Source organism: Rothia sp. HC945, from assembly GCF_051370785.1.
Taxonomy (GTDB): domain Bacteria; phylum Actinomycetota; class Actinomycetes; order Actinomycetales; family Micrococcaceae; genus Rothia.
The window spans coordinates 41,529-63,851 of sequence record NZ_JBFCSN010000001.1 but is presented as its reverse complement, the minus strand read 5'-3'; the positions used below and the strand labels follow the sequence as shown (position 1 = coordinate 63,851).

General features: G+C 64.0%; 19 protein-coding genes. 9 read left to right on the top strand and 10 right to left on the bottom strand.

Annotation, left to right across the window (positions count from 1 at the left end; translation table 11 throughout):
- The first annotated feature begins 119 nt into the window (after positions 1-119).
- Entirely contained in the window at positions 120-917 is a 798-nt protein-coding gene (locus AB0Y14_RS00290; protein ID WP_436587313.1) for a ParA family protein, read from the top strand.
- 69 nt (positions 918-986) lie between these two features.
- Here AB0Y14_RS00290 and AB0Y14_RS00285 read toward each other — a convergent pair whose 3' ends face one another.
- From AB0Y14_RS00285 to AB0Y14_RS00265, 5 genes are all read right to left on the bottom strand, one after another.
- Positions 987-1,568 carry a MerR family transcriptional regulator gene (locus AB0Y14_RS00285; RefSeq protein WP_436588780.1) on the bottom strand — a complete coding sequence of 194 codons (582 nt, stop codon included), beginning with the start codon at positions 1,566-1,568 and terminating at the stop codon, positions 987-989.
- A gap of 258 nt (positions 1,569-1,826) precedes the next feature.
- Positions 1,827-2,570 (bottom strand): transcriptional regulator FtsR, encoded by a 744-nt coding sequence (gene ftsR / locus AB0Y14_RS00280; RefSeq protein ID WP_436587312.1) that lies wholly within the window; start codon positions 2,568-2,570, stop codon positions 1,827-1,829.
- A gap of 12 nt (positions 2,571-2,582) precedes the next feature.
- Entirely contained in the window at positions 2,583-3,035 is a 453-nt protein-coding gene (locus AB0Y14_RS00275) for an FHA domain-containing protein (protein WP_436587311.1), read from the bottom strand.
- Between the two features lie 250 nt (positions 3,036-3,285).
- Entirely contained in the window at positions 3,286-3,672 is a 387-nt protein-coding gene (gcvH, locus tag AB0Y14_RS00270; protein WP_436587310.1) for a glycine cleavage system protein GcvH, read from the bottom strand.
- Positions 3,673-3,771: 99 nt separating this feature from the next.
- Positions 3,772-7,218, bottom strand: coding sequence for a bifunctional proline dehydrogenase/L-glutamate gamma-semialdehyde dehydrogenase (locus tag AB0Y14_RS00265; protein ID WP_436588779.1), 3,447 nt, complete (start codon positions 7,216-7,218; stop codon positions 3,772-3,774).
- Positions 7,219-7,424: 206 nt separating this feature from the next.
- Between AB0Y14_RS00265 and AB0Y14_RS00260 the strand changes: the two genes are divergently transcribed.
- Positions 7,425-8,318, top strand: a complete 894-nt coding sequence (locus tag AB0Y14_RS00260; protein WP_436587309.1) for a LysR family transcriptional regulator — start codon at positions 7,425-7,427, stop codon at positions 8,316-8,318.
- A gap of 4 nt (positions 8,319-8,322) precedes the next feature.
- Here the strand turns inward: AB0Y14_RS00260 and AB0Y14_RS00255 are convergent, their stop codons facing one another.
- The gene (locus tag AB0Y14_RS00255; RefSeq protein ID WP_436587308.1) at positions 8,323-9,309 is read right to left on the bottom strand and encodes a sugar-binding transcriptional regulator; all 987 of its coding nucleotides are present in this window, start codon (positions 9,307-9,309) and stop codon (positions 8,323-8,325) included.
- 141 nt (positions 9,310-9,450) lie between these two features.
- On the opposite strand from AB0Y14_RS00255, the gene AB0Y14_RS00250 reads away from it, so the two are divergent.
- From AB0Y14_RS00250 to AB0Y14_RS00230, 5 genes are all read left to right on the top strand, one after another.
- On the top strand, positions 9,451-11,202 hold the full coding sequence (locus AB0Y14_RS00250) for an FAD-dependent oxidoreductase (protein WP_436587307.1): 1,752 nt from the start codon (positions 9,451-9,453) through the stop codon (positions 11,200-11,202).
- 141 nt (positions 11,203-11,343) lie between these two features.
- The gene (locus tag AB0Y14_RS00245) at positions 11,344-12,150 is read left to right on the top strand and encodes an MIP/aquaporin family protein (protein WP_436587306.1); all 807 of its coding nucleotides are present in this window, start codon (positions 11,344-11,346) and stop codon (positions 12,148-12,150) included.
- Between the two features lie 96 nt (positions 12,151-12,246).
- Positions 12,247-13,776 carry a glycerol kinase GlpK gene (glpK, locus tag AB0Y14_RS00240; protein ID WP_436588778.1) on the top strand — a complete coding sequence of 510 codons (1,530 nt, stop codon included), beginning with the start codon at positions 12,247-12,249 and terminating at the stop codon, positions 13,774-13,776.
- 131 nt (positions 13,777-13,907) lie between these two features.
- Positions 13,908-14,633 carry an alpha-ketoglutarate-dependent dioxygenase AlkB gene (locus AB0Y14_RS00235; RefSeq protein ID WP_436587305.1) on the top strand — a complete coding sequence of 242 codons (726 nt, stop codon included), beginning with the start codon at positions 13,908-13,910 and terminating at the stop codon, positions 14,631-14,633.
- Complete coding sequence (locus AB0Y14_RS00230) at positions 14,630-15,355, top strand: DNA-3-methyladenine glycosylase I (RefSeq protein ID WP_436587304.1); 726 nt, start codon at positions 14,630-14,632, stop codon at positions 15,353-15,355. The genes AB0Y14_RS00235 and AB0Y14_RS00230 overlap by 4 nt, the downstream gene beginning before the upstream one ends.
- A 169-nt stretch (positions 15,356-15,524) precedes the next feature.
- Here the strand turns inward: AB0Y14_RS00230 and AB0Y14_RS00225 are convergent, their stop codons facing one another.
- The 3 genes from AB0Y14_RS00225 to AB0Y14_RS00215 form a co-directional block, all read right to left on the bottom strand.
- Positions 15,525-16,850, bottom strand: coding sequence for an MFS transporter (locus AB0Y14_RS00225; RefSeq protein WP_436587303.1), 1,326 nt, complete (start codon positions 16,848-16,850; stop codon positions 15,525-15,527).
- Positions 16,851-17,020: 170 nt separating this feature from the next.
- Positions 17,021-17,500: a MarR family winged helix-turn-helix transcriptional regulator gene (locus tag AB0Y14_RS00220; RefSeq protein ID WP_436587302.1), complete on the bottom strand. Its 480-nt coding sequence runs from the start codon at positions 17,498-17,500 to the stop codon at positions 17,021-17,023.
- Positions 17,501-17,533: 33 nt separating this feature from the next.
- Entirely contained in the window at positions 17,534-18,436 is a 903-nt protein-coding gene (locus AB0Y14_RS00215; protein ID WP_436587301.1) for an alpha/beta hydrolase family protein, read from the bottom strand.
- A gap of 162 nt (positions 18,437-18,598) precedes the next feature.
- Between AB0Y14_RS00215 and AB0Y14_RS00210 the strand changes: the two genes are divergently transcribed.
- Entirely contained in the window at positions 18,599-19,447 is an 849-nt protein-coding gene (locus AB0Y14_RS00210; protein WP_436587300.1) for a PhzF family phenazine biosynthesis protein, read from the top strand.
- Between the two features lie 11 nt (positions 19,448-19,458).
- On the opposite strand, the gene AB0Y14_RS00205 is transcribed toward AB0Y14_RS00210, so the two are convergent.
- On the bottom strand, positions 19,459-20,475 hold the full coding sequence (locus AB0Y14_RS00205) for an NADP-dependent oxidoreductase (RefSeq protein ID WP_436587299.1): 1,017 nt from the start codon (positions 20,473-20,475) through the stop codon (positions 19,459-19,461).
- Between the two features lie 77 nt (positions 20,476-20,552).
- On the opposite strand from AB0Y14_RS00205, the gene AB0Y14_RS00200 reads away from it, so the two are divergent.
- Positions 20,553-22,241 (top strand): ABC-ATPase domain-containing protein, encoded by a 1,689-nt coding sequence (locus tag AB0Y14_RS00200; protein ID WP_436587298.1) that lies wholly within the window; start codon positions 20,553-20,555, stop codon positions 22,239-22,241.
- The last annotated feature ends 82 nt before the right edge of the window (positions 22,242-22,323 follow it).

Sequence of the window (22,323 nt, the reverse complement as noted above, 5' to 3'; positions counted from 1 at the left end):
ACGTCCGATCACCGTTCGCATTCCGGAGTGTTCAATTGCGGATCCTGCGGTCATGATTTCGATTCCGAGCCCGGTATGATGTTGGGGCATTTGGTCGTCGACATCATCGCGAGGTTCGTGTGACGCAGGTTGTCAGTATCAGTTCCCTCAAGGGCGGCGTCGGGAAGACCTCGGTGACTTTGGGGCTGGCCTCTGCCGCCGCCGTTCAAGGGCTCAGCACTCTGGTGGTCGACCTGGATCCTCATGGGGACGCCAGCACCGGCCTGGCAGTCTCCACACACACTTCGGAAGGCGCCGACGCCGCCACGGTCCTGAGATCGCCCAGAAAGAAAGCCATCCGATCGGCACGTGTTCCCGCAGGCTGGCGCTGGGACCCCGCCGCTGGCCCTCGGCCCCGCCTGGACGTCATCGTCGGTTCCTCCGGGTCCGTGGCCTTCGACCACCTCCCGGCGACCCGGAAGAACTTGAGTCGATTGCGGACGGCGCTGTCTGCAACGGAGGACTATGACGTGGTCCTGATCGACTGCCCACCCACACTCAACACGCTGACGATGATCGCATGGGCAGCATCGCAGAAGGTCCTCGCGGTCGCCGAACCGAGCCTGTTCTCCGTTGCCGGCACCGAGCGAACGATGCGCGCCATCGCCAGGTTCGAATCCGAGAATGAGTTCAAGGTCGAGGCAGCCAGCGTCGTCGTCAACAAGGTCCAGGAAGGCTCGGCCGAGCACCGGTACCGCATCGAGGAGATGAAAGGAATGTTCGGCCGCCTGGTGGTCTCTCCGACGATCACGGATGACCCCTTGTGGCAACAGATCCAGGGTTCGGCCTCCCCTGTTCACGCGTGGACCGACTACCGGTCAGCAGAGACCATGGCCGTGGCCTTCGACACGATTCTCAAGGGTCTTGTGGCCGGCTGATCCCGTTGCGCGGCGACATGGCGGGCATTATCCGCCACGTGGTCCGCGACCAATCGCTGGCGGGGCGGATCAGCCCGCGGCGTTGTTTCGAGCGGCACGTCGTGCCGAGAGCTCGTCCCCGGGGAAATCCTTGCCCTCTTCCGCGAGAGGTCCGCGCATGTCCTCGCCGGGCATGGTCGAGAGGTTGGTCTCCAGCTCTCGCCAGACTCGCCCGACGGCGATTCCGAAAACTCCCTGTCCGGCCTGGACGAGATCGATGACCTCGTCGGGTGACGTGCATTCGTAAACACTCGCACCATCGGACATGAGCGTGATCTGGGCCAGGTCTTCGACGCCCCTGGCGCGCAGGTGCTCGACCGAGGAACGAATCTGCTGGAGCGAGACTCCGGTGTCCAGCAGGCGCTTGACGATCTTCAGGACCAGGACGTCACGAAAGGAATAGAGACGCTGGGTCCCCGACCCCTTGGCCCCGCGGACCGTGGGCTCCACCAGTTTCGTCCGGGCCCAGTAATCGAGCTGGCGGTAGGTGATACCCGCGGCCTTGCATGCGATGGGGCCCCGGTACCCGATGTTTTCATCGAGGGCCACGAGATCGTCATCGAACAACATGCCCTGGCGGCCCGTCGGAGGGGCCGGGACGATGCCTTCCATTCCGGGGAGGAGCTGTTCGTCGAACTCGGGAGGCTCGACCGTGTGAGGGACCTCCGAGGATGCGATGGTGAGACGATCCCGCTGCGGGTCGTTGTCCGATCCATGCTGGCCCACGCGGGTCCTCCTTCAATCAGTGAGGTCATCGTCCGAATTAGACGTTAGAGCGACGGAGCGGGCTAATCAAAGACATTCGTCCGTGTCTTGCCGGTTGCTCGTCGGTCACGTCCCCCGCGCCTTGCCGTGCGAGTGTGCCCTACTCTACCAACTCTTCTCGACGAGGTCCGCGACCAGCGTGGCGTGCAGGTTCGTGCACAGCGCCGAAAGCTCCCGAGCCGTGCGCGACGCCTTCTCCTGGGATTCCTCGTCCCGACGGCTCGCCATGGGCGCAATCGTCTGCCCCACCAAGGCGACCTCTCGGTCGGCAGCCGCACGGAACGGTCGCAAGTGCCTGGGCTGGAGACCATGCGCGGTGAGTTGGGAACACAGGGAGGTCACCTGGGCCGCGTATTCGTCGAAGGTCCCGTCCGACTGCTCCTGAATCAGGCCGTAATTGATCAGTTCGCGGAGCATGGGGAGATCCACCGAGGTGTGACGGGACAGCTCCCGCATCGTGTACCGGCGCGGCTGCTGCGGGCGCGCTCTCACCGCGGGGATTTCCCCACCGGGTTCACCGGCTTCGGACCCGCTCTCGGGGAAACCCTGGCGCTCGAGCTCGTCGACCTTCGCCTTGATGACCTTGAGCGGGAGGTACTGGTCGCGCTGGAGGGTCAGGACGATACGGAGACGTTCGATGTCTTCGCTCGAATACTTGCGGTATCCCGTGTTGGTCCGTTGGGGGAAGACGAGACCTCGATCTTCGAGAAACCTGATTTTGGAAGCGCTCAGGTCCGGGAAAGACTCTTCGAGGTGGCTCAGGACCTGGCCAATGGTCTTGTCCTTGGTTTTCCTGCCGGAGTCGCGCTCGGACGAATCGTCGTTGTTGTCGTGTTGCGTCGTCGTCATTTCGACGCCGCCCTACTGAGCGTCGCTCGCGTAGTAGATGAAGGCGAACTTCCCGATGCGGACCTCGTCGCCGTTCTTGAGCGTCACGTGGTCCACGCGGTCCCCGTTCACATACGTTCCATTGAGCGAGCCCACGTCCGTGAGGTCGAAACGACCCGCGTTGAACTGGAACAGTGCGTGGCGGCGCGAGACGGTCACGTCGTCGAGGAAGATATCCGCCTCCGGGTGACGGCCGGCGACGATGCCGTCGTCGTTCGTGCCGCCTTTGGCCATGCTCGCGTCCAGCAGGAAACGGGCGCTGTGCTGAGGCCCTTCCTGCGCGATGAGCAACGCCGATTCGGAAGGCAGGGCCTTGATCGCCGCGATCTCTTCTTCGGCCAGTTGTCGTTGGTGTCCGGCATTCGCGCCGGGCGCGGTCACGCCGAACGCGGTCGTATCCGGGCTCGGATCCTGATGATCGGTCATATGATTCTTCCCCTTCGATCGTGGGCGCACGCGGGCGCCTCAGCATGGCTCAGCGGGAGAAGGCTGAGGGGCCTTCCCCCGGAGCCGGGTCCGTCCACTCCGACACGGCGTCATGCATTCTCCCGTTGCGGGAGACAGCGGCGCGTGAGGTTGGACCTGGACCTGAGACTTAAAGTCTAGCGTTCAGGCCTGAAAAGGACTGCCCACTGGACTCGGCAATAGTGATGAATTCCCTGACAACTCCGTCAGATCAGGAGATTTCGGCTTCGTAGGCCTTCGCGTCGAGCAACTCGTTCAGGGACTCGGGGTCGGAAGGGCGCACGCGAACGAGCCAGCCCGCGCCGTACGGATCCGAGTTGAGAACCTCCGGCCGATCCGCGAGTTCCGTGTTGACCTCCACGATTTCGCCCGCAACCGGCATGTACAGGTCGGAGACCGACTTGGTCGATTCGACCTCGCCGAAGGATTCGTTGGCCTCGAACGCCGACCCGCTGTCCGGAAGATCAACGTAGACGACGTCGCCCAAAGAGTCCTGGGCGTGATCGGTGATGCCCACGCTGACGACTCCGTCCGAGTCCGCGGCCGAGATCCATTCGTGCTCAGAGGTGTAGGAAAGTTCGGCAGGGATAGTGCTCATGAATCGCCCTCTCGACAATGAAGGATTGCAGTGATGATGCCGGTGTCGACCGAGGTCGACACCGGCATCAATATTACACGGGCCACGTGGGGCGGGGTGCTAGATCACACCATCCGAGAAGTGGTTCGGATTACCGAAACGATGGGCCGTGATCGACACTGCTTGTTCGCGAACGAACGGGAGCATTTCGACCCGTCCGGCTTCGGTGACCTCACCGTGGTAGACCGCGACGTCGGGGCGGCCGTTGAGGGAGTCGAATACCGACCCGGAGTCATTTCCGATGTAGCGGATACGACATCCCTCGAAACGGGTTCCGTCGAGATCCCTGGGCTTGATGTCCCGGATTCCGCGCAATGCAGTGCGCCAGGCCTCGTCGGTCTCCACCGTAATGTTCACTCCGGCCGAGTCGAGGGCACCCCGGACGTATACCGGCAGTTGCCGGGAAACGGAGAGTTCGACGGGGGCCTCGGCGGCCAGCCCGGCGGCCACGACGCGCAGGACCTCCGCCAACGAGGCGTCCTCGTCCCCGCGCACATGCACCTTCTGCGGGACGTAGCGGAGAATATTCCGTTCGATACCCAGCTGGGAAGGATCGTGGCGAACGCCGAACTCCGAGCTCCACGCTTCGGCGTCCGCCGACACGGACCGCGAGAGGAACTCGATCTCCTCGCGGGTCAGGGCATGCGGCTCGCGTGCCCTGTTGAGGAGCTGGTTCACGTTCTCGTTGGACGGCGAGGCAATCGCGGAAGCGGGCTGGGAAGTCCACTCGCCCAGGGCGACCAGGTAATTGGGTCCACCCGCCTTGGTCCCCGAACCGACCGTGGACTTCTTCCACCCGCCGAAGGGCTGACGGCGCACGATCGCGCCGGTGATCCCCCGGTTCACGTACAGGTTTCCTGCCTGGACACGGTCCAACCACGTAGCCAGCTCGTCCGAGTTCAGCGAGTGAAGGCCCGCGGTCAGGCCGTACTCCGGCGCGTTCTGGAGCTCGATGGCTTCCTCGAGCGTCTTCGCCGTCATCACGCCGAGGATCGGCCCGAAGTATTCCGTCATGTGGTATTCGCTTCCGGGCTTCACGCCGGAGCGGACCCCTGGCGACCACAGCTTGCCGGACTCGTCCAGTTGCTTCGGTTCGATGATCCACTGCTCGCCGTCACCCAGCGTGGTCAAGCCGCGCTTGAGCTTCCCTTCCGGAGCCTTGATCACCGGTCCCATCTCCGCCCGGATGTCGGTCGGGTATGCGATGTGGAGGGACTTGACCGCATCGACCAGCTGGTTCCTGAAACGCTTTGAGGTCGCTGCCGTGCCGACCAGAATCACGGTCGAGCAGGCGGAGCATTTCTGGCCGGCATGTCCGAACGCCGAATTCACGACGTCCTTGACGGCGAGGTCCAAGTCGGCGTTCGGGGTCACGATGATCGAATTCTTCCCCGAGGTCTCGCCGAGAAGCGGCAGATCCTTGCGGAAGGACCGGAACAGTTCGGCGGTCTCGTATCCTCCGGTGAGGATCAGCCGATCGATGTCGGGGTGGGAGACCATCGTGCGCCCCAGGTCCCGCTCGGACAGCTGGACCAACTGGAGGACGTCCCGCGGGACGCCGGCCTCCCACAGGGCATCGGCGATGACGGCGCCGCAACGCTTCGATTCGCCAGCGGGCTTGAAGAGGACCGCTGAGCCTGCCGCCAGCGCCGCCAGGGTCGAGCCCGTGGGGATGGCGACCGGGAAGTTCCACGGCGGGGTGACCATGGTGACCTGGGAGGGGTGGTACTGGGCGCCGTCGACCTTCTCCAGGGCTTCGGCAAGTCCCGCATAGTAGTTCGCGAAGTCGATCGCCTCGGAGACCTCCGGGTCCCCCTGATCCAGCAATTTGCCCGCCTCGGACGCCATGACCTCGAGCAGCTCCGCGCGCCTTGCACCGAGAACTCGACCTGCCTTCCGCAGGATCTCGGCACGCTCATGGGCCGGGCGCGATCCCCATTCCCGACCGGCCTCCTTGGCGCGAGCGACGGCGTCGAGGACCTGGTCTTCCGAGGTGAGAACCGACTTCTCCACGAGTTCACGTCCCAGGTCCGAGTTCTCGGCCCGGGCCAGAATCTGCTTGCCCCACTCACGGTTGTGGGCGAGGGACGTGTCGGTGTCCGGCGTGTTGTCAAAGACTTCGCCCGGGGAGTAGACGTTGTCCACGGTCTCCTCCGAGCGGTTCTGCTGCCTCTTCGGCGCGGGAATCTCGGAGGTGACCTTCTCGAGCGAGCGCTCGAAGCGCGCCTTCTCGCGGTCGAAGAGGAACTGGCTGTCGTTCAGATCGAAAATGGCCGACATGAAGTTCTCGCTCGAGGCGTTCTCCTCGAGGCGGCGGACCAAGTAGGAGATGGCGACGTCGAATTCTTCGGGACGCACCACGGGCGTGTACAGCAGCAGCTGGCCGACGTCTCTCCGGACCACCTCGGCCTGCTGGGCCGCCATGCCGATGAGCATTTCGTACTCGACGTCGTCGAGGACGCCGCGGTGTTCGGCCAGCAACCAGGAGAACGCGATGTCGAACAGGTTGTGGCCCGCGACGCCGAGGCGGATGTTCTTGGTGTGCTCGGGCCTGAGCGCATAGTCCAGGACCCGCTTGTAATTGGTGTCCGTGGCCTCCTTCGAGTCCCAGGTGGTCAAAGGCCACTTGTGCACCACGGCTTCGACCATTTCGAGCGAGAGGTTGGCCCCCTTGACCAAACGAACCTTGATCCGCGAGCCGCCGCTCTCGACGCGTCGTGCCGCCCACTCCTGAAGGCGCTCCATGGCCTCGAGGGTGTCCGGCAGATAGGCCTGGAGCACAATTCCGGCCTCGAGGTTCTTCAGGTGCGGCTGGTCCAGAATCCGAGTGAAGACCTCGATCGTCATGTCGAGGTCCTTGTACTCCTCCATGTCCATGTTGATGAACTTCTGCGTCCCGGCCTGGGCCGCGTACTCGTAGAGGGGAGTCAGGCGTTCGACGGCGCGATCGACGACCGCATCGAAGGACCAGGGAGAGTGCGGTCCCGAGACGGCAGAGACCTTGATGGACACGTAGTCGACGTCGTCCCGGCGCAGGATGCGCTCGGTCTCGCGCAGGCGATGCTCGGCCTCCTCGTTGCCGAGAACGGCCTCGCCCAAGAGGTTGATGTTGAGCTTGTTTCCCCCGGACGTCAGATGCTTGATCGCGGGACCGAGCTTCTCGTCCCGGGCGTCCACGATCAGGTGACCGACCATGTCCCTCATCGCCTTGCGCGCCACGGGAATCGTGGGCCAGGGCATCTTGGGGGCCACGACTCCGCCCGCACGGACGGCCGCGCGCAGGTGCGGCGGAAGGAATTTGGGCACGATGGGCGCGAGCCGTCCGAGGTTCTTGCCCGCCGCGGCGTCGTCCTCGGGACGAATGACCTCGTCAACGAAACCCACAGTGAATTCGAGCCCGTGGGGGTCCTTGAGGACGCCGGCCAGCTGCGCCGCAGCCTTGTCCTCCGGAACGTCCCGAGAGGCTTCCAACCAGCCCCTGACAATCTTTCCGGCCTCTGTGGCCATCTTCTGGTATTCCACGGAAGCGAAAGGGTTCGACGACAAAAAATGCCTCCTCTAGAAGTTGCGGTGCCGCAAAGACAGCCGACAGCGTACGTCTCCATTGACGTGTGCGCACAGCGCGCTCCGGTCCAGTATGTACCATGATTTCAGTTAGAAAAAGTTACTGAAATTTACGATTACCCGTAAGTTCGGCTCATGGATTGAGGAACATGCTCGACGTCCGGAAACTGCGCGTCCTCCAGGAATTATCCGCCCGAGGAACCCTCGCGGAAACGGCGGATGTCCTGGGGTACACCCCGTCAGCCGTTTCCCAGCAACTGACCGCCCTGGAGAAGGAGTGCGGACACCGACTCCTCATGAAACAAGGGCGGACGGTCGCGCTCACACCGAAGGCCCGGATCCTTGTCGAGCATACCGAGAAAATACTGCACGAGCTGACGCTTGCACAGACCGCTCTCGAGTCCACGGACGACTCCCCCGCGGGCACTGTCCGTCTCGCCATTTTTCAGACCGCGGCGATGGCGTTGCTGACGGACACGCTCGAGGCCCTGGCCGAGACACACCCTGACCTCAAGGTCGAAGTGCTCCAACGCGAACCGGAGGCGGCCCTGGAGCACACCTATATGAGAGACGTGGACCTGGTGATCGCGGAGCAGTACCCGCACCACGCGGTCAGAGAATTCGCCGAGCTCGACTCTCGCCCCCTGAACGAAGATCCCGTCATGCTGGCCGTCGCGCCCGAGTCCGAGGTCTACTCGATCGAGGACGCCGCCAGCGCACCGTGGGTCATGGAGACCCGCTCGAACGCCAGCCGCAGCTGGGCGGAGCATGTCTGTCGGTCCGCAGGATTCGAACCGGATGTCCGATTCGAATTCGACGACGTCAGGACGCACATCGACCTCGTGGAATGCGGCCGGGCGATAGGCCTCCTCCCCGGTTTCGCCTGGGCCGGGTCGACACCCCGAGTCCGCCTCATCGAGCTCCCGAATCTGCCGCACCGACGAGTCTTCACGTCGGCCAGGCGTGACATGGCCCAGAGGCCGGCCATCGAAGCCGTTCGACGCGCGCTCGAAACCTCGGCCATGAAGGTCAAGCTCTTGTAGAACCTCACTCGTGGCCGCGGGGTTGGGAAGTACGCGCGGCCGCACTCTTGTCGAGCAGAATCTTGGCGGTCAAGGAGTCCACGACGAGGTCGGTTACCGCTCTGGCACGCAGAGCACCGAGGAGCGCACCGGCCCGGTGAGGGCCGGAAACGACGCACAGCCGCCGACGGACACGAGACAGCTCGACCGGCGTCGGCCCCGACGCCCTCCTGTTCATCTCAATGTCCTGCCACGTCCCGTCCTCCCTGAGAAGCACGGTACAGATGTCACCCACAACGCCCTCTCTGGAGAGCACGTCGAAATCCCTTTCGTCGAGGTACCCGGAACTGTAGACGTGGGACGGAACCGGACCATTCAGCGCTCCGACCCCGAAGACGGCAACATCGACTTGAGATTGAAGGTGGAGAACGCTCCGAATACTCCGCTCGCGCCACATGGCCTGCTTCGTGTCGGCGTAGTCAAAGAAGGCCGGCACGGGGAAGTGGACAATCTGGGAGCCGAATGCCTCGGCCACCGAATTCAGGATCGCCCCCGTGTACGGGATTCCTGATCGACGGGCATTGCCCGCGCCGTTGAGCTGCACCACAACCGAGTCCGGAACCTTGCGCGGAACGAGGTGACGCGACATCTCCGTGACGGTCGACCCCCAAGCCATGCCGAGGACCGTACCCGGCTCCATCATCCCGTCGAGGGCCGACGCCGCGACCCGGGAGACTTGCTCCATCTGCCCGATCGGCGAGGAACTCCCCCGGATCGGAACGACCTGCGCGTGGATCCCGAAGATCTTTTCCAGACGACCGCCCAGCTCGTTGCGTTCACTGGGCGCGTCGGCCACGGTGATTCGAACGAGCCCGGAATCGCGAGCGTACTTCAGCAACCGGGACACGGTTGCCCGGGACACGTCGAACTCCTTGGCGACCGCATCCATCGTCTGTTCCTGGACGTAGTACATCGTCGCCGCTTTGTGAGCCAAGTCATCACGTTTGTTCATGTTTGAACCCTTGAGGTGAACGTTCGTGCAGAAGTGATGATCATTCTTTCACGATTGGGTAAGAATGGAGGAATCGGGTCCTCGGCGCCACCGCGCCGCGCGGACGCGATCGGAATGAACCACCACGATCAAGGAGGCTCCATGAAAACCGCCGCAACCCACCTCACCGCGGCTTCCCGCCACCAGGCTCTGCAGGAAATGTCGGATGCCGAAGGCGTGGACGTCCTCATCATCGGCGGTGGAGTCACGGGCGCAGGCATCGCTCTCGACGCGGCGACGCGCGGTCTGCGCACGGCCGTCGTCGACGCCGGCGACTGGGCTTCCGGCACGTCGGCCTGGTCCTCCAAGCTCGTCCACGGTGGCCTGCGCTACCTACTCAACCTGGACTTCAAACTCGTCGCGGAGGCCCTCAAGGAACGCGGGCTGCTCCTGACGAGTCTGGCCCCGCACCTCGTCAAGGCCCAGCCCTTCCTGTGGCCGCTGAAGATGCCGGTCATCGAACGCAGCTACTCGGCCGTCGGTATCGGAATGTACGACGCCATGGCCATTGCCGGCGCCCGCGGGCACAAGACCGTGCCGACGCAGAAGCACTACTCCAAAAAGGGTGCCAAGCAGATTTTCCCGGACATCAAGGACTCCGCCCTGACCGGCGCCATCCAGTTCTACGACGCCCGCGTCGATGACGCCCGACTCGTCATCGACCTCATCCGCACCGCGGCCGGATACGGCGCGCTGGCCGCAAGCCGCACCCAGGTCACCGGCCTCCTGAAGTCCGAGACCGGGCGCGTGGTCGGAGCCAACATCACCGACCTGGAGACCCAGGAGGTCCACGAGGTCAAGGCGAAGCACGTCATCAATGCGACGGGCGTGTGGACGGAGGAGACCGAGAGCCTGACGGGTGAGGAACGCGGCCTGCAGGTCCTGGCCTCCAAGGGAGTCCACATCGTGGTGCCCCGCGAGCGCATCAACGCGGAGTCGGGAATCTTCCTGCGAACCGAGAAGTCGGTGCTGTTCATCATCCCGTGGCAGCGCTACTGGGTCATCGGCACCACGGACACGCCCTACGACCAGGACGTCGCCCGTCCAGTGGCCACGGCCGAGGACATCGACTACATCCTCGACCACGCCAACGCGATCCTCGATGCCCCTCTGACGAGGGACGACATCATTTCGACCTATGCAGGCCTCCGCCCCTTGCTCCAGCCGGGAGTCAAGGGCCAGGATTCCACCCAATCGACCAAGGTTTCGCGTGAGCACACGGTGGCCGAGGTGGTACCGGGCATGTCGGCCATCGCGGGCGGCAAGCTCACGACCTACCGCGTGATGGCCAAGGACGCCGTGGACTTTGCGCTGGGTTCCGTCGCCGGGGCCCGACCCTCGGTCACGGAGGACATCCCCTTGGTCGGGGCCCAGGGGTACCGCGCCGCCGTGGCGCGTGCCGGGGACATCGCGGAGGAGAACGGTTGGACCGCCGCTCGCGTCGAGAGCCTTCTGGATCGTTACGGTTCCGAGATCGACGACGTGCTCGACCTCGTCCGCGAGGACCCGGAGCTCGCACAGCCGCTGAGCCATGCCTCCATGTTCCTGCGGGCCGAGGTTCTGCTTGCGGTCCGGTACGAAGGCGCGCTCCACCTCGAAGACGTCCTGATGCGACGGGTCCGCCTGGACCTCGAACAGCGGGACCGCGGTCTTGCCGCGGCCCCCGAGATCGTCGACATTTTGGCGGCCGAGCTCGGGTGGGGCGAGAACGAACGCCAGCGCGAGCTGGACAACTATGCGCAGCGGGTTCGCAACATCGCCCGCGCGGAGGAGGAAAAGGATGACGCCGGTGCGTCCGACGTCATCACCTCAGACCCGGAGATCATGCCGCGCAAGGTCCTGGGTTCCGACTGATCCGATGCTGCCGGGCCGGGCGGGAAGCCAGAGCGCCAACTGCCCGGCCCTTGTTCCATCCATCCCACACCTACCCACCGGTCGAGATCCGGTGTCAGTAACACAGACAAGGCACGAAGACGTGCCGGAAAGTGAGCGGTCATGACCGGTTCATTGCTCGCCGACGGGTCCACCGGGATCCTCGGCTTCGCCCCGCAACTCCTGGACAACGGGGTACCGACAACGCTCGGCATGTTCGCCTCAGAATTCATCGGCACCCTTTTGCTGGTGCTGCTGGGTTGCGGCGTCGTTGCCGGCCAGGTCCTGTCACGCACCAAGAACAACGCCGGTGGCTGGCTCATGGTCGCTTTCGGTTGGGGTCTCGGTGTGTATGCGGGAGCGTACGCGGCCTACGCGACCGGCGGCCACCTGAACCCCGTGGTCACCTTGTCCTTCTGGGCCGCCCACAAGGATCTCAGCGATGGCATCCCCGCGACCTTCGGCAACGTGGTCATCTACATTGTTGCCCAGATGATCGGCGCGATCGTCGGTGCCATCCTCGTCTACCTGACGCACAAGAAGCACTTCGACCTCGAGGCGCCTGCCGCCGACAAGCTCGGCGTCTTCTCGACCGGTCCGGAAATCCGGGCCTACGGCTGGAACTTCCTCACGGAGGTCGTCGCGACCTTCGTGCTGATTGCGTTCATCCTCTTTTCCGACAAGACTCCCAGCGAGATCGGGCCGCTTCCGGTCGCTCTCGTCGTGGTGGCCATCGGTATCTCGCTCGGCGGACCGACCGGCTACGCGATCAACCCCGCCCGTGACCTGGGGCCGCGCATCGCTCACGCCATCCTTCCGATTCGGGGCAAGGGGTCCTCCGACTGGTCCTACTCCTGGATCCCGGTCCTCGGACCGATCGCCGGCGGTCTCCTCGCAGCACTGGCGGTTCCGCTCATGGTGGCTCTCTAGAAAACCGGGCCGCAAGGACGCGGCCCATCAGGAAAGGCAATCCGAATGACGAACCAGAAAGACGGCACAAGGAACAACGCGTTGTTCTCCGAGACTATGAATACAAACAAGAAATACATCCTCGCCATTGACCAGGGAACGACCAGCTCCCGGGCCATAGTCTTCGACAAGAACGGCCAGATCATCACGGTCGGCCAATACGAGCACGAACAGATTTTCCCTCGGGCCGGCTGGGTCGAACACGACCCGCTCGAGATCTGGCGCAACGTCCGCAAGTCCGTTGCGGACTGCTTCTCCGATGTCGAGATCAACCACCACGAAATCGCCTCGGTAGGTATCACGAACCAGCGTGAGACCGCGGTCGTCTGGGACAAGAACACCGGCGAACCCGTGTACAACGCGATCGTGTGGCAGGACACCCGGACGCAGAAGATCTGCGACGAGCTCGCCGGCGACGAGGGTTACGACAAGTACCACGATCGCGTCGGTCTGTCCCTGAACACCTACTTCGCCGGCCCCAAGGTCAAGTGGATCCTGGACAACGTCGAGGGTGCCCGCGAGCGCGCGGAGAAGGGCGACCTGCTGTTCGGCACCACGGACTCCTGGGTCCTGTGGAATCTGACCGGCGGAACCGAGGGCGGCGTGCACGTAACCGACGTCACGAACGCTTCTCGCACGATGCTCATGAACATTCGTACCCTCGAGTGGGAGAAGGACATCGCGGACGACTTCGGAATTCCGATGTCGATGCTGCCGGAGATCAAGTCCTCCGCCGAGGTGTATGGATACGGTCGTGCCCGTGGTTTCCTGCGGGGAACTCCGATCGCCGGCATTCTCGGCGATCAGCAGGCAGCGACCTTCGGCCAGGCCTGCTTCGGAGAAGGACAGTCCAAGAACACGTACGGCACCGGCAACTTCATGCTCATGAACACTGGAACCGATCCTGTGTTCTCGGAGAACGGGTTGCTGACCACTGTCGCGTACAAGATCGGCGACCAGAAGCAGGTCTACGCGCTCGAGGGTTCCATCGCGGTCTCCGGATCACTGATCCAGTGGCTTCGCGACAACCTGGAACTGATCGACAATGCCGCGGACTCCGAGGCTCTCGCAACATCTGTTGAGGACTCGGGCGGGACCTACTTCGTCCCGGCGTTCTCGGGGCTGTTCGCGCCGTACTGGCGCCCCGACGCGCGCGGGGTGCTCGTCGGCATGACCCGGTACGTCAAGAAGGCCCACATTGTCCGAGCGGCCCTCGAGGCCACGGCGTTCCAGACTCGTGAGGTCATCGACGCGATGAACGCGGATTCCGGTGTCGATCTGACCGAGTTGCGTGTCGACGGTGGCATGACTGCCAACGAATTCCTGATGCAGTTCCAGGCGGACTTGCTGCGCGTTCCGGTGATTCGGCCGCAGGTCGTCGAGACCACAGCCCTTGGTGCCGCGTACGCCGCGGGTATCGCCGTCGGCTTCTGGAAGGGTGAGGACGACGTCGTCGCCAACTGGCAGGAGGACAAGCGCTGGATGCCCGAAATGGACAACGAGGAGGTTGAGCGCCAGTACCGGCTCTGGAAGAAGGCTGTCACGCGGGCCTTCGACTGGGTGGATGAGGACACGTCCACCGAGTAGCCTGTGACGTGCTGATTCGAACCCCGGAGCGCGATCGGCCGGGTCATCCCGACCGGCGCGGTCCGGGGTTTCGCTCGTTATGGCCCGGGTTCCGTCTTCGACTCCGGGCCCCGATGCGGAAAGGACGCGCGATGACCGAGACCGAAGGGCTCTTCTCGGACGACGCCTTCGACCGCGAACCGCGGGAGGTCGTGCCGGGCGTCATGCATCTGCCCGGATGGTTGACGCCGCGGAGTCAGGGCTGGCTCGCACGGCAATGGGACGCGTGGGGTCGTGGTCCGATTCCTCCGCACTCACCCCTCATCAATGGCCACCCGATGTCGGTTCGGCTGACGACGCTCGGCTGGCATTGGGATTCAAACGGTCTTGCCCCGCGGGCCGAGCACTTCGATCACGCTGCTCCGCTCCCGGTTCCCGACTGGCTCGTCCGTTGGGGACGGAAAGCCGTCCAGGAAGCCTACTCCCCCAGCCATGGAGGAAGTTGGCCCGCCCTCTCCGAAGAGGGAGTGGCAGAATGGGCGCGAGATTACACACCCGACGTCGTACTCATCAACTACTACGAACCGACCGCGAGAATGGGAATGCACCAGGACAAGGATGAACGCTCCGGTGAACCCGTGGTCAGTTTCAGCGTTGGGGACACCGCGATTTTCAGGGTCGGAAATCCACAAACGAAGTCCAAACCGTACCGGGACATCCGGCTGGCCTCCGGCGACCTGGTAGTTTTCGGTGGACCAAGCCGCTACATGTTCCACGGTGTGCCACGAATCCTGCCGAATACGGCACCGGCGGACTGCCCTGTACGGAGCGGCCGGTTCAATATGACCCTGCGGATGACGGGATGGGATACGCAATGACGGCTTCGCCTTCTTCAGGCACAACGGCCTCGGACGATTCGACGGCACGCGCAGAGAATCTGCCGCGGACCGCGTGGGCCAATGGCAGCGCAATGATGCGGGACTATTACGACCACGAGTGGGGCCTCCCTGTGACCACGGAAGCGGGCCTCTACGAGCGCGTGTGCCTGGAGGGATTCCAGGCCGGGCTGTCCTGGGCGACGATCCTCGCCCGGAGGGACGCGTTCCGTCGGGCTTTCGCCGATTTCGACCCCGACGTCGTCGCGAAGTACACAGATCGGACCGTCGAGGCACTTCTCCGGGACGCTTCCATCATCAGAAGCAAGCCCAAGATCATGGCCGCGATCGGCAATGCTCGGGCAACTCTGGACCTTCGGGGAGCAGCGGACCAGGATCCGATGCTCCAAGGGTTCTCGCTCCCCCTGCAGAACGGGAGTTCCTTGCAGATAGGCTCCGGGCTTCCGGCTCTCGTGTGGTCCCATGCCCCGGAGACCACGCCCTCTCCGACACGCGCCGAAGAGGTTCCCACCCAGTCCCCCGAGTCCGTTGCTCTCGCCCGGGCGTTGAAGAAGCACGGTTTCCGCTTCGTCGGACCCACGACAATCTTCGCGCTCATGGAAGCGGTGGGCATGGTCGACACGCACTGGGTGGGAAGCCACAAGCGAGCCGTGTCGAAAATCTATTCACCGGAGGGCCGCCGCCACGCGTTCGTGGTCGACTGATAGCGTTCCGGCCCAGCCCCCTCGACCGGCGCGCCGTCATCCGAGCGCGAAGGTACCGACCTCCGGGCTCGGCTGGCGTCAAAAAAGGACCGACCGCCGGAGATGCCCCCGACGGTCGGTCCTGGACGTGGCTCCTTGGCAACGCAGTCACCAGGCAGCACTTGGGCGGTCAGTCGACGCCGCGAGTGATCGCCTCCGCCTCGGCGACGGCCGTCTCGTGGGGACGATGGGCGCGGGTCAGGAGGTGGCCACCGAAGACGAGCACCAGGATGGAAACCACCAACGTCACCACGGCCATCCAGTAGGGAGCGCCGGCTCCCACGGCGTCGGACACGGGACCGGCAACCGCGGGGGCGATAGCACCGCCGATGAAACGCACGCCTGAGTACGTGGACGACGCGATCGAGCGAGGCAGGGTTGTCGCTTCCATGACCGTCTCGGTGAGCGCGGTATTCATAACACCCTGCCCCAAGCCGGCGATCACGATGAACACGATCAAGGCAACCACGGACTCGTGCCACACCGCGGCACATGCCATCATGACCGCCAGAAGCCCGAGCATCGCAAACAGGACCGGGCGGAGACCGAACCGACGTGTCAGGATCGGTGCAAGGAAGACGGAGGCGATGGCCAGGGCGACACCCCAACCGAAGAAGACCAGCCCGAGTTCGTGAGCTCCGAATTCAGTGCCGTGCTTGGCCGCAGCGGCCTCTAGAGGATAGGGGCTGTAGGCCAGGAGCACAAAGAAAGCGAAATTGTAGAACAGGGCCGTGAATGCCAGAACGCGCAGCGCCGGGTCCTTGAGAGCCTTGATACCAGCAGTGAAGGCGTGCTTTTGAACGGGTGCGGAGGTGTCCTTCTTGGGCGCTCGCAGAAGGCAGATGATCGCGATGAACCCGATAGCCATGAGTGCCGCGGTGCCGAAGAACGGGCCGCGCCAGGAAATGGAGCCCAACAGCCCTCCGACGAGCGGACCCACGGCCATTCCGACGCCGAGAGCAGCCTCGTACAGCATCACGGCCTGGCTGCTTCCACCCGCCGCGGCTCCGACGATGGCCGAGAGTGCCGTGGAGATGAACAGCGCGTTGCCCAAGCCCCACCCGGCACGGAAGCCGATGATCTCGCCGACGCTTCCCGATGCGCCTGCCAGTGCGGCGAAGGCAATGATCAGGATCAGGCCGACCAGAAGGGTCGTCTTGACGCCAATGCGGCTGGATACCCAGCCGGTGAAGAACATCGCGATGCCCGTGATGAAGAGATAGCTCGTGAAGAGCAACATGGTCTGCCCCGCACTCGCGTCCAGCTCCTTGCTGATGGCGGGCAGGATCGGGTCGACCAGGCCGATTCCCATGAAGGAGACCATGCAAGCGAAAGCAATCGCCCATACCGCAATGGGCTGGCGCAAGATGGATTGCTTCTCCTCCGGGGCCGATTCCGGCTCCTGGGTCCGTGTCTCCACCACGGGGTGCGATCCGGTAGGTGTACTGGTACTCATTCGGTTATTGCCTCCACTGCGTGCGACTGCCTCAATGCGAAGCCGTCACACATTGCCTCACTATATAAATGTGTAGAAGAAAGCACTCTGGCCGCTCCAGAGTGATTTCTCGGTGGATCCGACCAGAGCCTCGTCAGTTCCTGCGGGCCCCGGTCGGATCCTGCTGATTACTACAAAACGTCGAGCTGTTTGCTCAGGGCCTCGAAGATGCCCGATGCCCTCCACAGGGTCTGCCGTTCTTCGAGGGTCAGCTGGGCCAACGCGGGTTGGATTCGCCGCGTGGCCTTCTTCCGGAAGTCATCGAGCGCCTCTTTGCCCATCGGGGTGATATCGATGAGCTGAGCACGACCGTCGAACGGATCCGCCTTCCTCTTGACGAGGCCCTCGGCCTCCAGGCGCTTCAGCACACCGGTCATGGTCGGCTGTGTGATGTGTTCCGCACTGGCGAGGTCACCGATCCGCATGGGCCCCGCCAAGGTCAGGTTCGACAGCGTGCGCAGGACAATGGTCGAGCGCTCACGGCCGCTGCGACGGGATGCCGCGCGAACGAATCGGCTGGCCAGCACGATCAATTCCGTAGCTTTTTGGGAATCGGAAGCGGACAGTTCGTTGGCTTCCGAAGGGCTGGTATTCAGGTGCGAGTCTGACATAGCATCCACCATACCCCAAGAAACGTAGCTTGGCTAATTACCTGCCGCTCGTCCCCGGCGACTCGCGAGATAAGGAAGGAAAATGGTGCCCCAGATGCTGGCGTTCGCGGCCCGGAACGGTCCCATGTGACCGATGGACCCCACTCCCAGCCGCTTCGGCGAGAACCGGAAGTGCATCTTGCGGGCCCCCGAATAAAAGGACAGCAACATTCGCAACGCCGCTTTGGACATGACGATGTCGTCGGTGAAGGACACCACCGTGATCGGCGACGTGACACTCGCGTACCGCGGAGCCAACCACGGCCGCTCCCCCAGAATATACCGAGGGTAGGCGACCCATGTTCTCCACTGGCTCATGACGCCGGAGGGCAAGTTCCCGAAGAACCTGAGCCGGCGCCCCGGATAGTAGCCGCAGAGCTTCTGAGCGATCGGTCCGACAAGGAAGAACATCACCATTCCAGGCACAGCGGTCTGCCAGGGGGACTTCCAGCCAGAGCCGACACCGGTCGCGGCAAAAAGGCACTGTGTTACGCCGCGATCACCGGCAAGGCCCAGAAGCTGGCCGCCCAGGCTGTGACCGACCCAGGTCACGGGCAGCGTCGAGTCTTTCTCGGCCACCCAGTCGAGAACCGTGCGCGCGTCCCGCGCCCAGTCCAAGATGTCCACCGGTGAGTCCTTGAGCGACCCCCGCAGTGAATCCCCGTAGCCGGAGAAGTCGAAGGTAACGGCCACAAACCCTTGGCGAACGAGCCAGCGTGCAAACGCGTTGTAGTGCCGAGCGCGAGTGGCTATGGCCGGGACCACCAGGACCACGCCCTCGGCCGAAGTCCAGTCGCCCCAGCTCGATACCGAAATCGGCAAACCGCGCTGACTGATCAGTTCGAAGCGCTTGGGTTCGGTGGCCGTCTCCGCGGTCGTGGGCGTTTCGGCTGTCACTCGAGGCTCCTTCCGGCGGCGCTTTCGAGGGCCGCGTACTGTGGATCTGGAGGGGTGAACCCACCGATCACTTCACGATACCGAGCGTATCGGGTATGAGCCAGCTCACCGCAAGGTACCGGGAGCCTGGGCATCGGCTCCGGGCGAGAAGAGAGGAAAACCATGTCACGACCATTCCGGCAAGTCGACGTCTTCGCGCCGGGACCGCAACCGGGGAATCCCGTCGCTGTGGTTCGCGATGCCGACGGGCTCACTGACCACCAGATGCAGACCTTCGCCCACTGGACCAATCTTTCAGAGACCACATTCCTGTTGGGGCCGACTCAACCCGGTGCCGACTACAGAGTTCGCATCTTCACCCCCGAGAGGGAGTTGCCCTTCGCGGGCCACCCGACACTGGGTACGGCCCACGCGTGGCTCGAAGCCGGCGGCCGGCCCGGCGCCGAGAACGGACTCGTCCAAGAGACCGCCGCCGGGCTGATCACGGTTCGCCGATCCGACGACGCGCTCTTCTTCGCGGCGCCGCCTCTGTTGCGGGACGAGCCGGCCGACGAGAGCACGCGGAGCACGGTCGCTCAGCTCCTCGATATCGACGTCGCCCGCATCGAAGGCATGCGCTGGATCGACAACGGCCCTGGGTGGGTCGGCGTCGTTCTTCCCTCGGCCGATGACGTGCTCGCCCTCAGACCGCGCATGGGCGAGATCGGTGAGAACCGCCTGAAGATCGGCGTCGTGGGATTCTTCGACTCTCCCGATTCCCCCGCGACTGTGGAAGTGCGCGCCTTCGGCGCCGGTGACGGCAGTCAGGAAGATCCCGTCACGGGAAGCCTCAACGCGGGATTGGCGCAGTGGATGATTCGCGAGGGACGAGCCCCTGCCTCCTACGTCGCACGCCAGGGCACAGCTCTGGGCCGACGCGGCATGGTTCGCGTCGAGGCCGATGGCGAGAACGTGTGGGTGGGAGGGGCAACCCGAACGATCATCAAGGGCTCGGTCGAATCGCTCGGGTAGCCCCACCGCCTTCAGTCCTGGATGCGGACCACCATCTTGCCGGTGTTGGCTCCTTGCATCATCGAGATGAAGGCATCGGTCGCGTTCTCCAGGCCGTCGACCACGGTCTCGTCGTACCGGATCTTTCCCTCACGGATCCAGGCGCTCATCCGCTCCTGGAACTCGCCGGCGTATTCCATGTAGTCGCCGACGATGAACCCCTTGAAGCCCAGAGACTGCTTGACGAAATTCGCCATGTTGTCCGGGCCCGGAGCCGGTTCCGTGTTGTTGTACTGGCTGATCGCGCCGCACAGCGCCGCCCGGCCGTAACGGTTCAGAACGTCCAGGGCGGCCTCGAGGTGGTCGCCACCGACATTGTCGAAGTAGACGTCAATGCCGTCCGGCGCTGCCTTCGGCAGCTGCTCCCGAATCGGTGCGTCCTTGTAGTTCAGTGCGACGTCGTACCCGTACTTCTGCACGAGCACGTCCGTCTTCTCCTTGCTCCCTGCCGAGCCGATGACCTTCGACGCGCCGAGCAATTGGGCGATCTGGCCGACGGCCGAGCCCACCGCACCAGCCGCGCCCGAAACGAACACGACGTCGTCCTCCTGCATCTTCGCCACCCGGGTGAGCCCGACATAGGCCGTCAGACCCGTGAGTCCCAGCATGCCGAGGTACAGAGACGGCGCAACGCCGGGGATCTCCGGAACCTCGTTGAACTGTTCTGCCGGAGCCTGAGCGATGTCGCGCCAACCGAACTGGTGCAGCACGAGGGCGCCCTCGGACAGGTTGTCGCTGCGGGATTCCACGACCTTGCCGACCGCTCCACCGGTCATGGTCTCGCCGACCTCGAAAGGAGCGACGTAGCTCTTGCCCGCGGACATCCGACCGCGCATGTAAGGATCGACGGACATGTACAGGTTCTGGACGCGAACCTCCCCCTCGGACAGGCCCGGAAGGTCGACCGACACGGTCTCGAAATTTTCCTCGGAGGGCCAGCCCTTGGGCCGGGAAGCGAGTTGGATCTGCTTGCTGACTTGGGTAGTCATAAATCAATTCCTCTCCAGTGATTTCGTGACCGACTATACTTCCAAACACTGATGTCCCCGATCCGAATTAGCTATCAATGAACCAAACCACGCAGGATCTCAGGTCCTCTCTCCAGCGTCTCGACGGCAATGGGTACGGCGCCTACAAACGCATCAGAGGCACCTACGACTTCGGGACCTTCGACCTCGCGATCGACCATGTGCAGTCCGATCCGTACGCCCCGCCGTCCTCGGTCCGCGTGATTCTTCCTCTCGACGGAACCTCGCTCCCCGAACGCCTGGAGAACGAGCCCGAGGAGCGCGTCGCCGCCGCGGACTTCATCGCACGTCATCTCACCAAGACTCTGTGCGGATGCTCCTACCGAGGCATCAACATCACCAAGCCGGGCCAAGAGGTTCTCGAGCGGTCCAGCGTGGTGGTCCGCCCTGATTCGGTCGAGGTTCGCCTCTCGGTTTCGCTGCCCGCGGCGGGGCGCCGCATCAAGGGGCGCGCTGCGGCGCACCTTTTGACGGACGACCTGCCCGAACTCGTTCAGGGATCCGCACTGCTGGATGGTTTGGATCTCGAGGCCCTCGAACGCCACATCGAGCTGTACACGGACCAGCTCGCGCTCCAGGCCGCGCTGAAGGAGCGGGGCCTCGTATCCTTCGTGGGCGACGGCGCTGTTCTTCCCCGCGCATCGGGCAACTCCGACGTACCTCTTCGTGACGCCGTGGTTTTCCGCTCCCCCGACAGCATGCGGGTCGACTTCTCGCTGCCCAGCGGCCGGACGGTATCCGGCATGGGAGTCCCCCGCGGGATCACAGTGATCGTGGGCGGCGGCTACCACGGGAAATCCACCCTGCTCAGGGCCATGGAACGTGGGGTGTACCCGCATATCGGTGGCGACGGCCGCGAATGGGTCCTGACTGTTCCCGATGCGATGAGCATCCGTGCCGAAGACGGGCGGGCCGTCACGGGTACGGACATCTCACCTTTCATCTCGAACCTGCCGTCCGGCGCCGACACCTCTCATTTCACGACCACGAATGCGTCAGGCTCGACGTCACAGGCCGCCAATCTGGCGGAATCCTTGGAAATCGGGACATCGCTGCTCCTCATCGACGAAGACACTTCGGCCACCAATTTCATGATTCGCGACCCAGCGATGCGACGGCTCATCCCCTCGGGTTCCGAACCGATCACGCCCTTTGTCGAACGCATTCGCCCCCTGCTGGATGAACGGGATATTTCAACGATCCTGGTGGCCGGAGGCACAGGGGCATTCTTCGGCATGGCAGACCATGTGATTGCCTTGGACGCATACGTACCCTCGGAGGTCACCGACCAGGCTCATCACATTGCGGCCGACGATGCCCCCGAGGACGCGGGCGCCACGGAATCCACTGAGCGTGTCTTCGTAGGGTCCGACGAGAGAATCCCCACGGCCGGCGCCTTGAACCCCTCGGACAAGAAAAAGAGCGCCCGCGGCCGGGGGCTCGGGACGATCCAGGTGGGCCGGGAAGATATCGACGTCGCCTACCTCGCCCAGCTGGTCGATCCTTCGCAGACCAGCGCGATCGCCCAGTGCATCGAGGCGGTTTCGCGGGAACTCGACGGACAGCTGGGCCTCGTGGACGCCGTGGAGCGCGTGTGGCGCCGGATTCGGGAGCACGGCCTGGACGGTCTGACCGGCGGAGGCCGGCCCCGCGGTGACCTGGCGATGCCCCGCCCCCAGGAAATCCACGGAGCCATCAGCAGGTACAGAAAATTGAAGCTGCGTTGAGAACATGCACGTGGAGCGGGCACTACCTGCAAAGGTAGTGCCCGCTCCACTGCGTCCGTCCGCCGCGACCCCCTAGCGTGGG

Coding starts and splice junctions, on each gene's coding strand:
- AB0Y14_RS00235 (WP_436587305.1), top strand. CDS start 13,908: ATGACCGAGACCGAAGGGCTCTTCTCGGACGACGCCTTCGACCGCGAA.
- AB0Y14_RS00210 (WP_436587300.1), top strand. CDS start 18,599: ATGTCACGACCATTCCGGCAAGTCGACGTCTTCGCGCCGGGACCGCAA.
- AB0Y14_RS00260 (WP_436587309.1), top strand. CDS start 7,425: ATGCTCGACGTCCGGAAACTGCGCGTCCTCCAGGAATTATCCGCCCGA.
- AB0Y14_RS00225 (WP_436587303.1), bottom strand. CDS start 16,850: ATGAGTACCAGTACACCTACCGGATCGCACCCCGTGGTGGAGACACGG.
- AB0Y14_RS00265 (WP_436588779.1), bottom strand. CDS start 7,218: ATGGCCACAGAGGCCGGAAAGATTGTCAGGGGCTGGTTGGAAGCCTCT.
- AB0Y14_RS00285 (WP_436588780.1), bottom strand. CDS start 1,568: ATGGAAGGCATCGTCCCGGCCCCTCCGACGGGCCGCCAGGGCATGTTG.
- ftsR (WP_436587312.1), bottom strand. CDS start 2,570: ATGACGACGACGCAACACGACAACAACGACGATTCGTCCGAGCGCGAC.
- AB0Y14_RS00200 (WP_436587298.1), top strand. CDS start 20,553: ATGAACCAAACCACGCAGGATCTCAGGTCCTCTCTCCAGCGTCTCGAC.
- gcvH (WP_436587310.1), bottom strand. CDS start 3,672: ATGAGCACTATCCCTGCCGAACTTTCCTACACCTCTGAGCACGAATGG.
- glpK (WP_436588778.1), top strand. CDS start 12,247: ATGAATACAAACAAGAAATACATCCTCGCCATTGACCAGGGAACGACC.
- AB0Y14_RS00230 (WP_436587304.1), top strand. CDS start 14,630: ATGACGGCTTCGCCTTCTTCAGGCACAACGGCCTCGGACGATTCGACG.
- AB0Y14_RS00250 (WP_436587307.1), top strand. CDS start 9,451: ATGAAAACCGCCGCAACCCACCTCACCGCGGCTTCCCGCCACCAGGCT.
- AB0Y14_RS00275 (WP_436587311.1), bottom strand. CDS start 3,035: ATGACCGATCATCAGGATCCGAGCCCGGATACGACCGCGTTCGGCGTG.
- AB0Y14_RS00245 (WP_436587306.1), top strand. CDS start 11,344: ATGACCGGTTCATTGCTCGCCGACGGGTCCACCGGGATCCTCGGCTTC.
- AB0Y14_RS00205 (WP_436587299.1), bottom strand. CDS start 20,475: ATGACTACCCAAGTCAGCAAGCAGATCCAACTCGCTTCCCGGCCCAAG.
- AB0Y14_RS00220 (WP_436587302.1), bottom strand. CDS start 17,500: ATGTCAGACTCGCACCTGAATACCAGCCCTTCGGAAGCCAACGAACTG.
- AB0Y14_RS00255 (WP_436587308.1), bottom strand. CDS start 9,309: ATGAACAAACGTGATGACTTGGCTCACAAAGCGGCGACGATGTACTAC.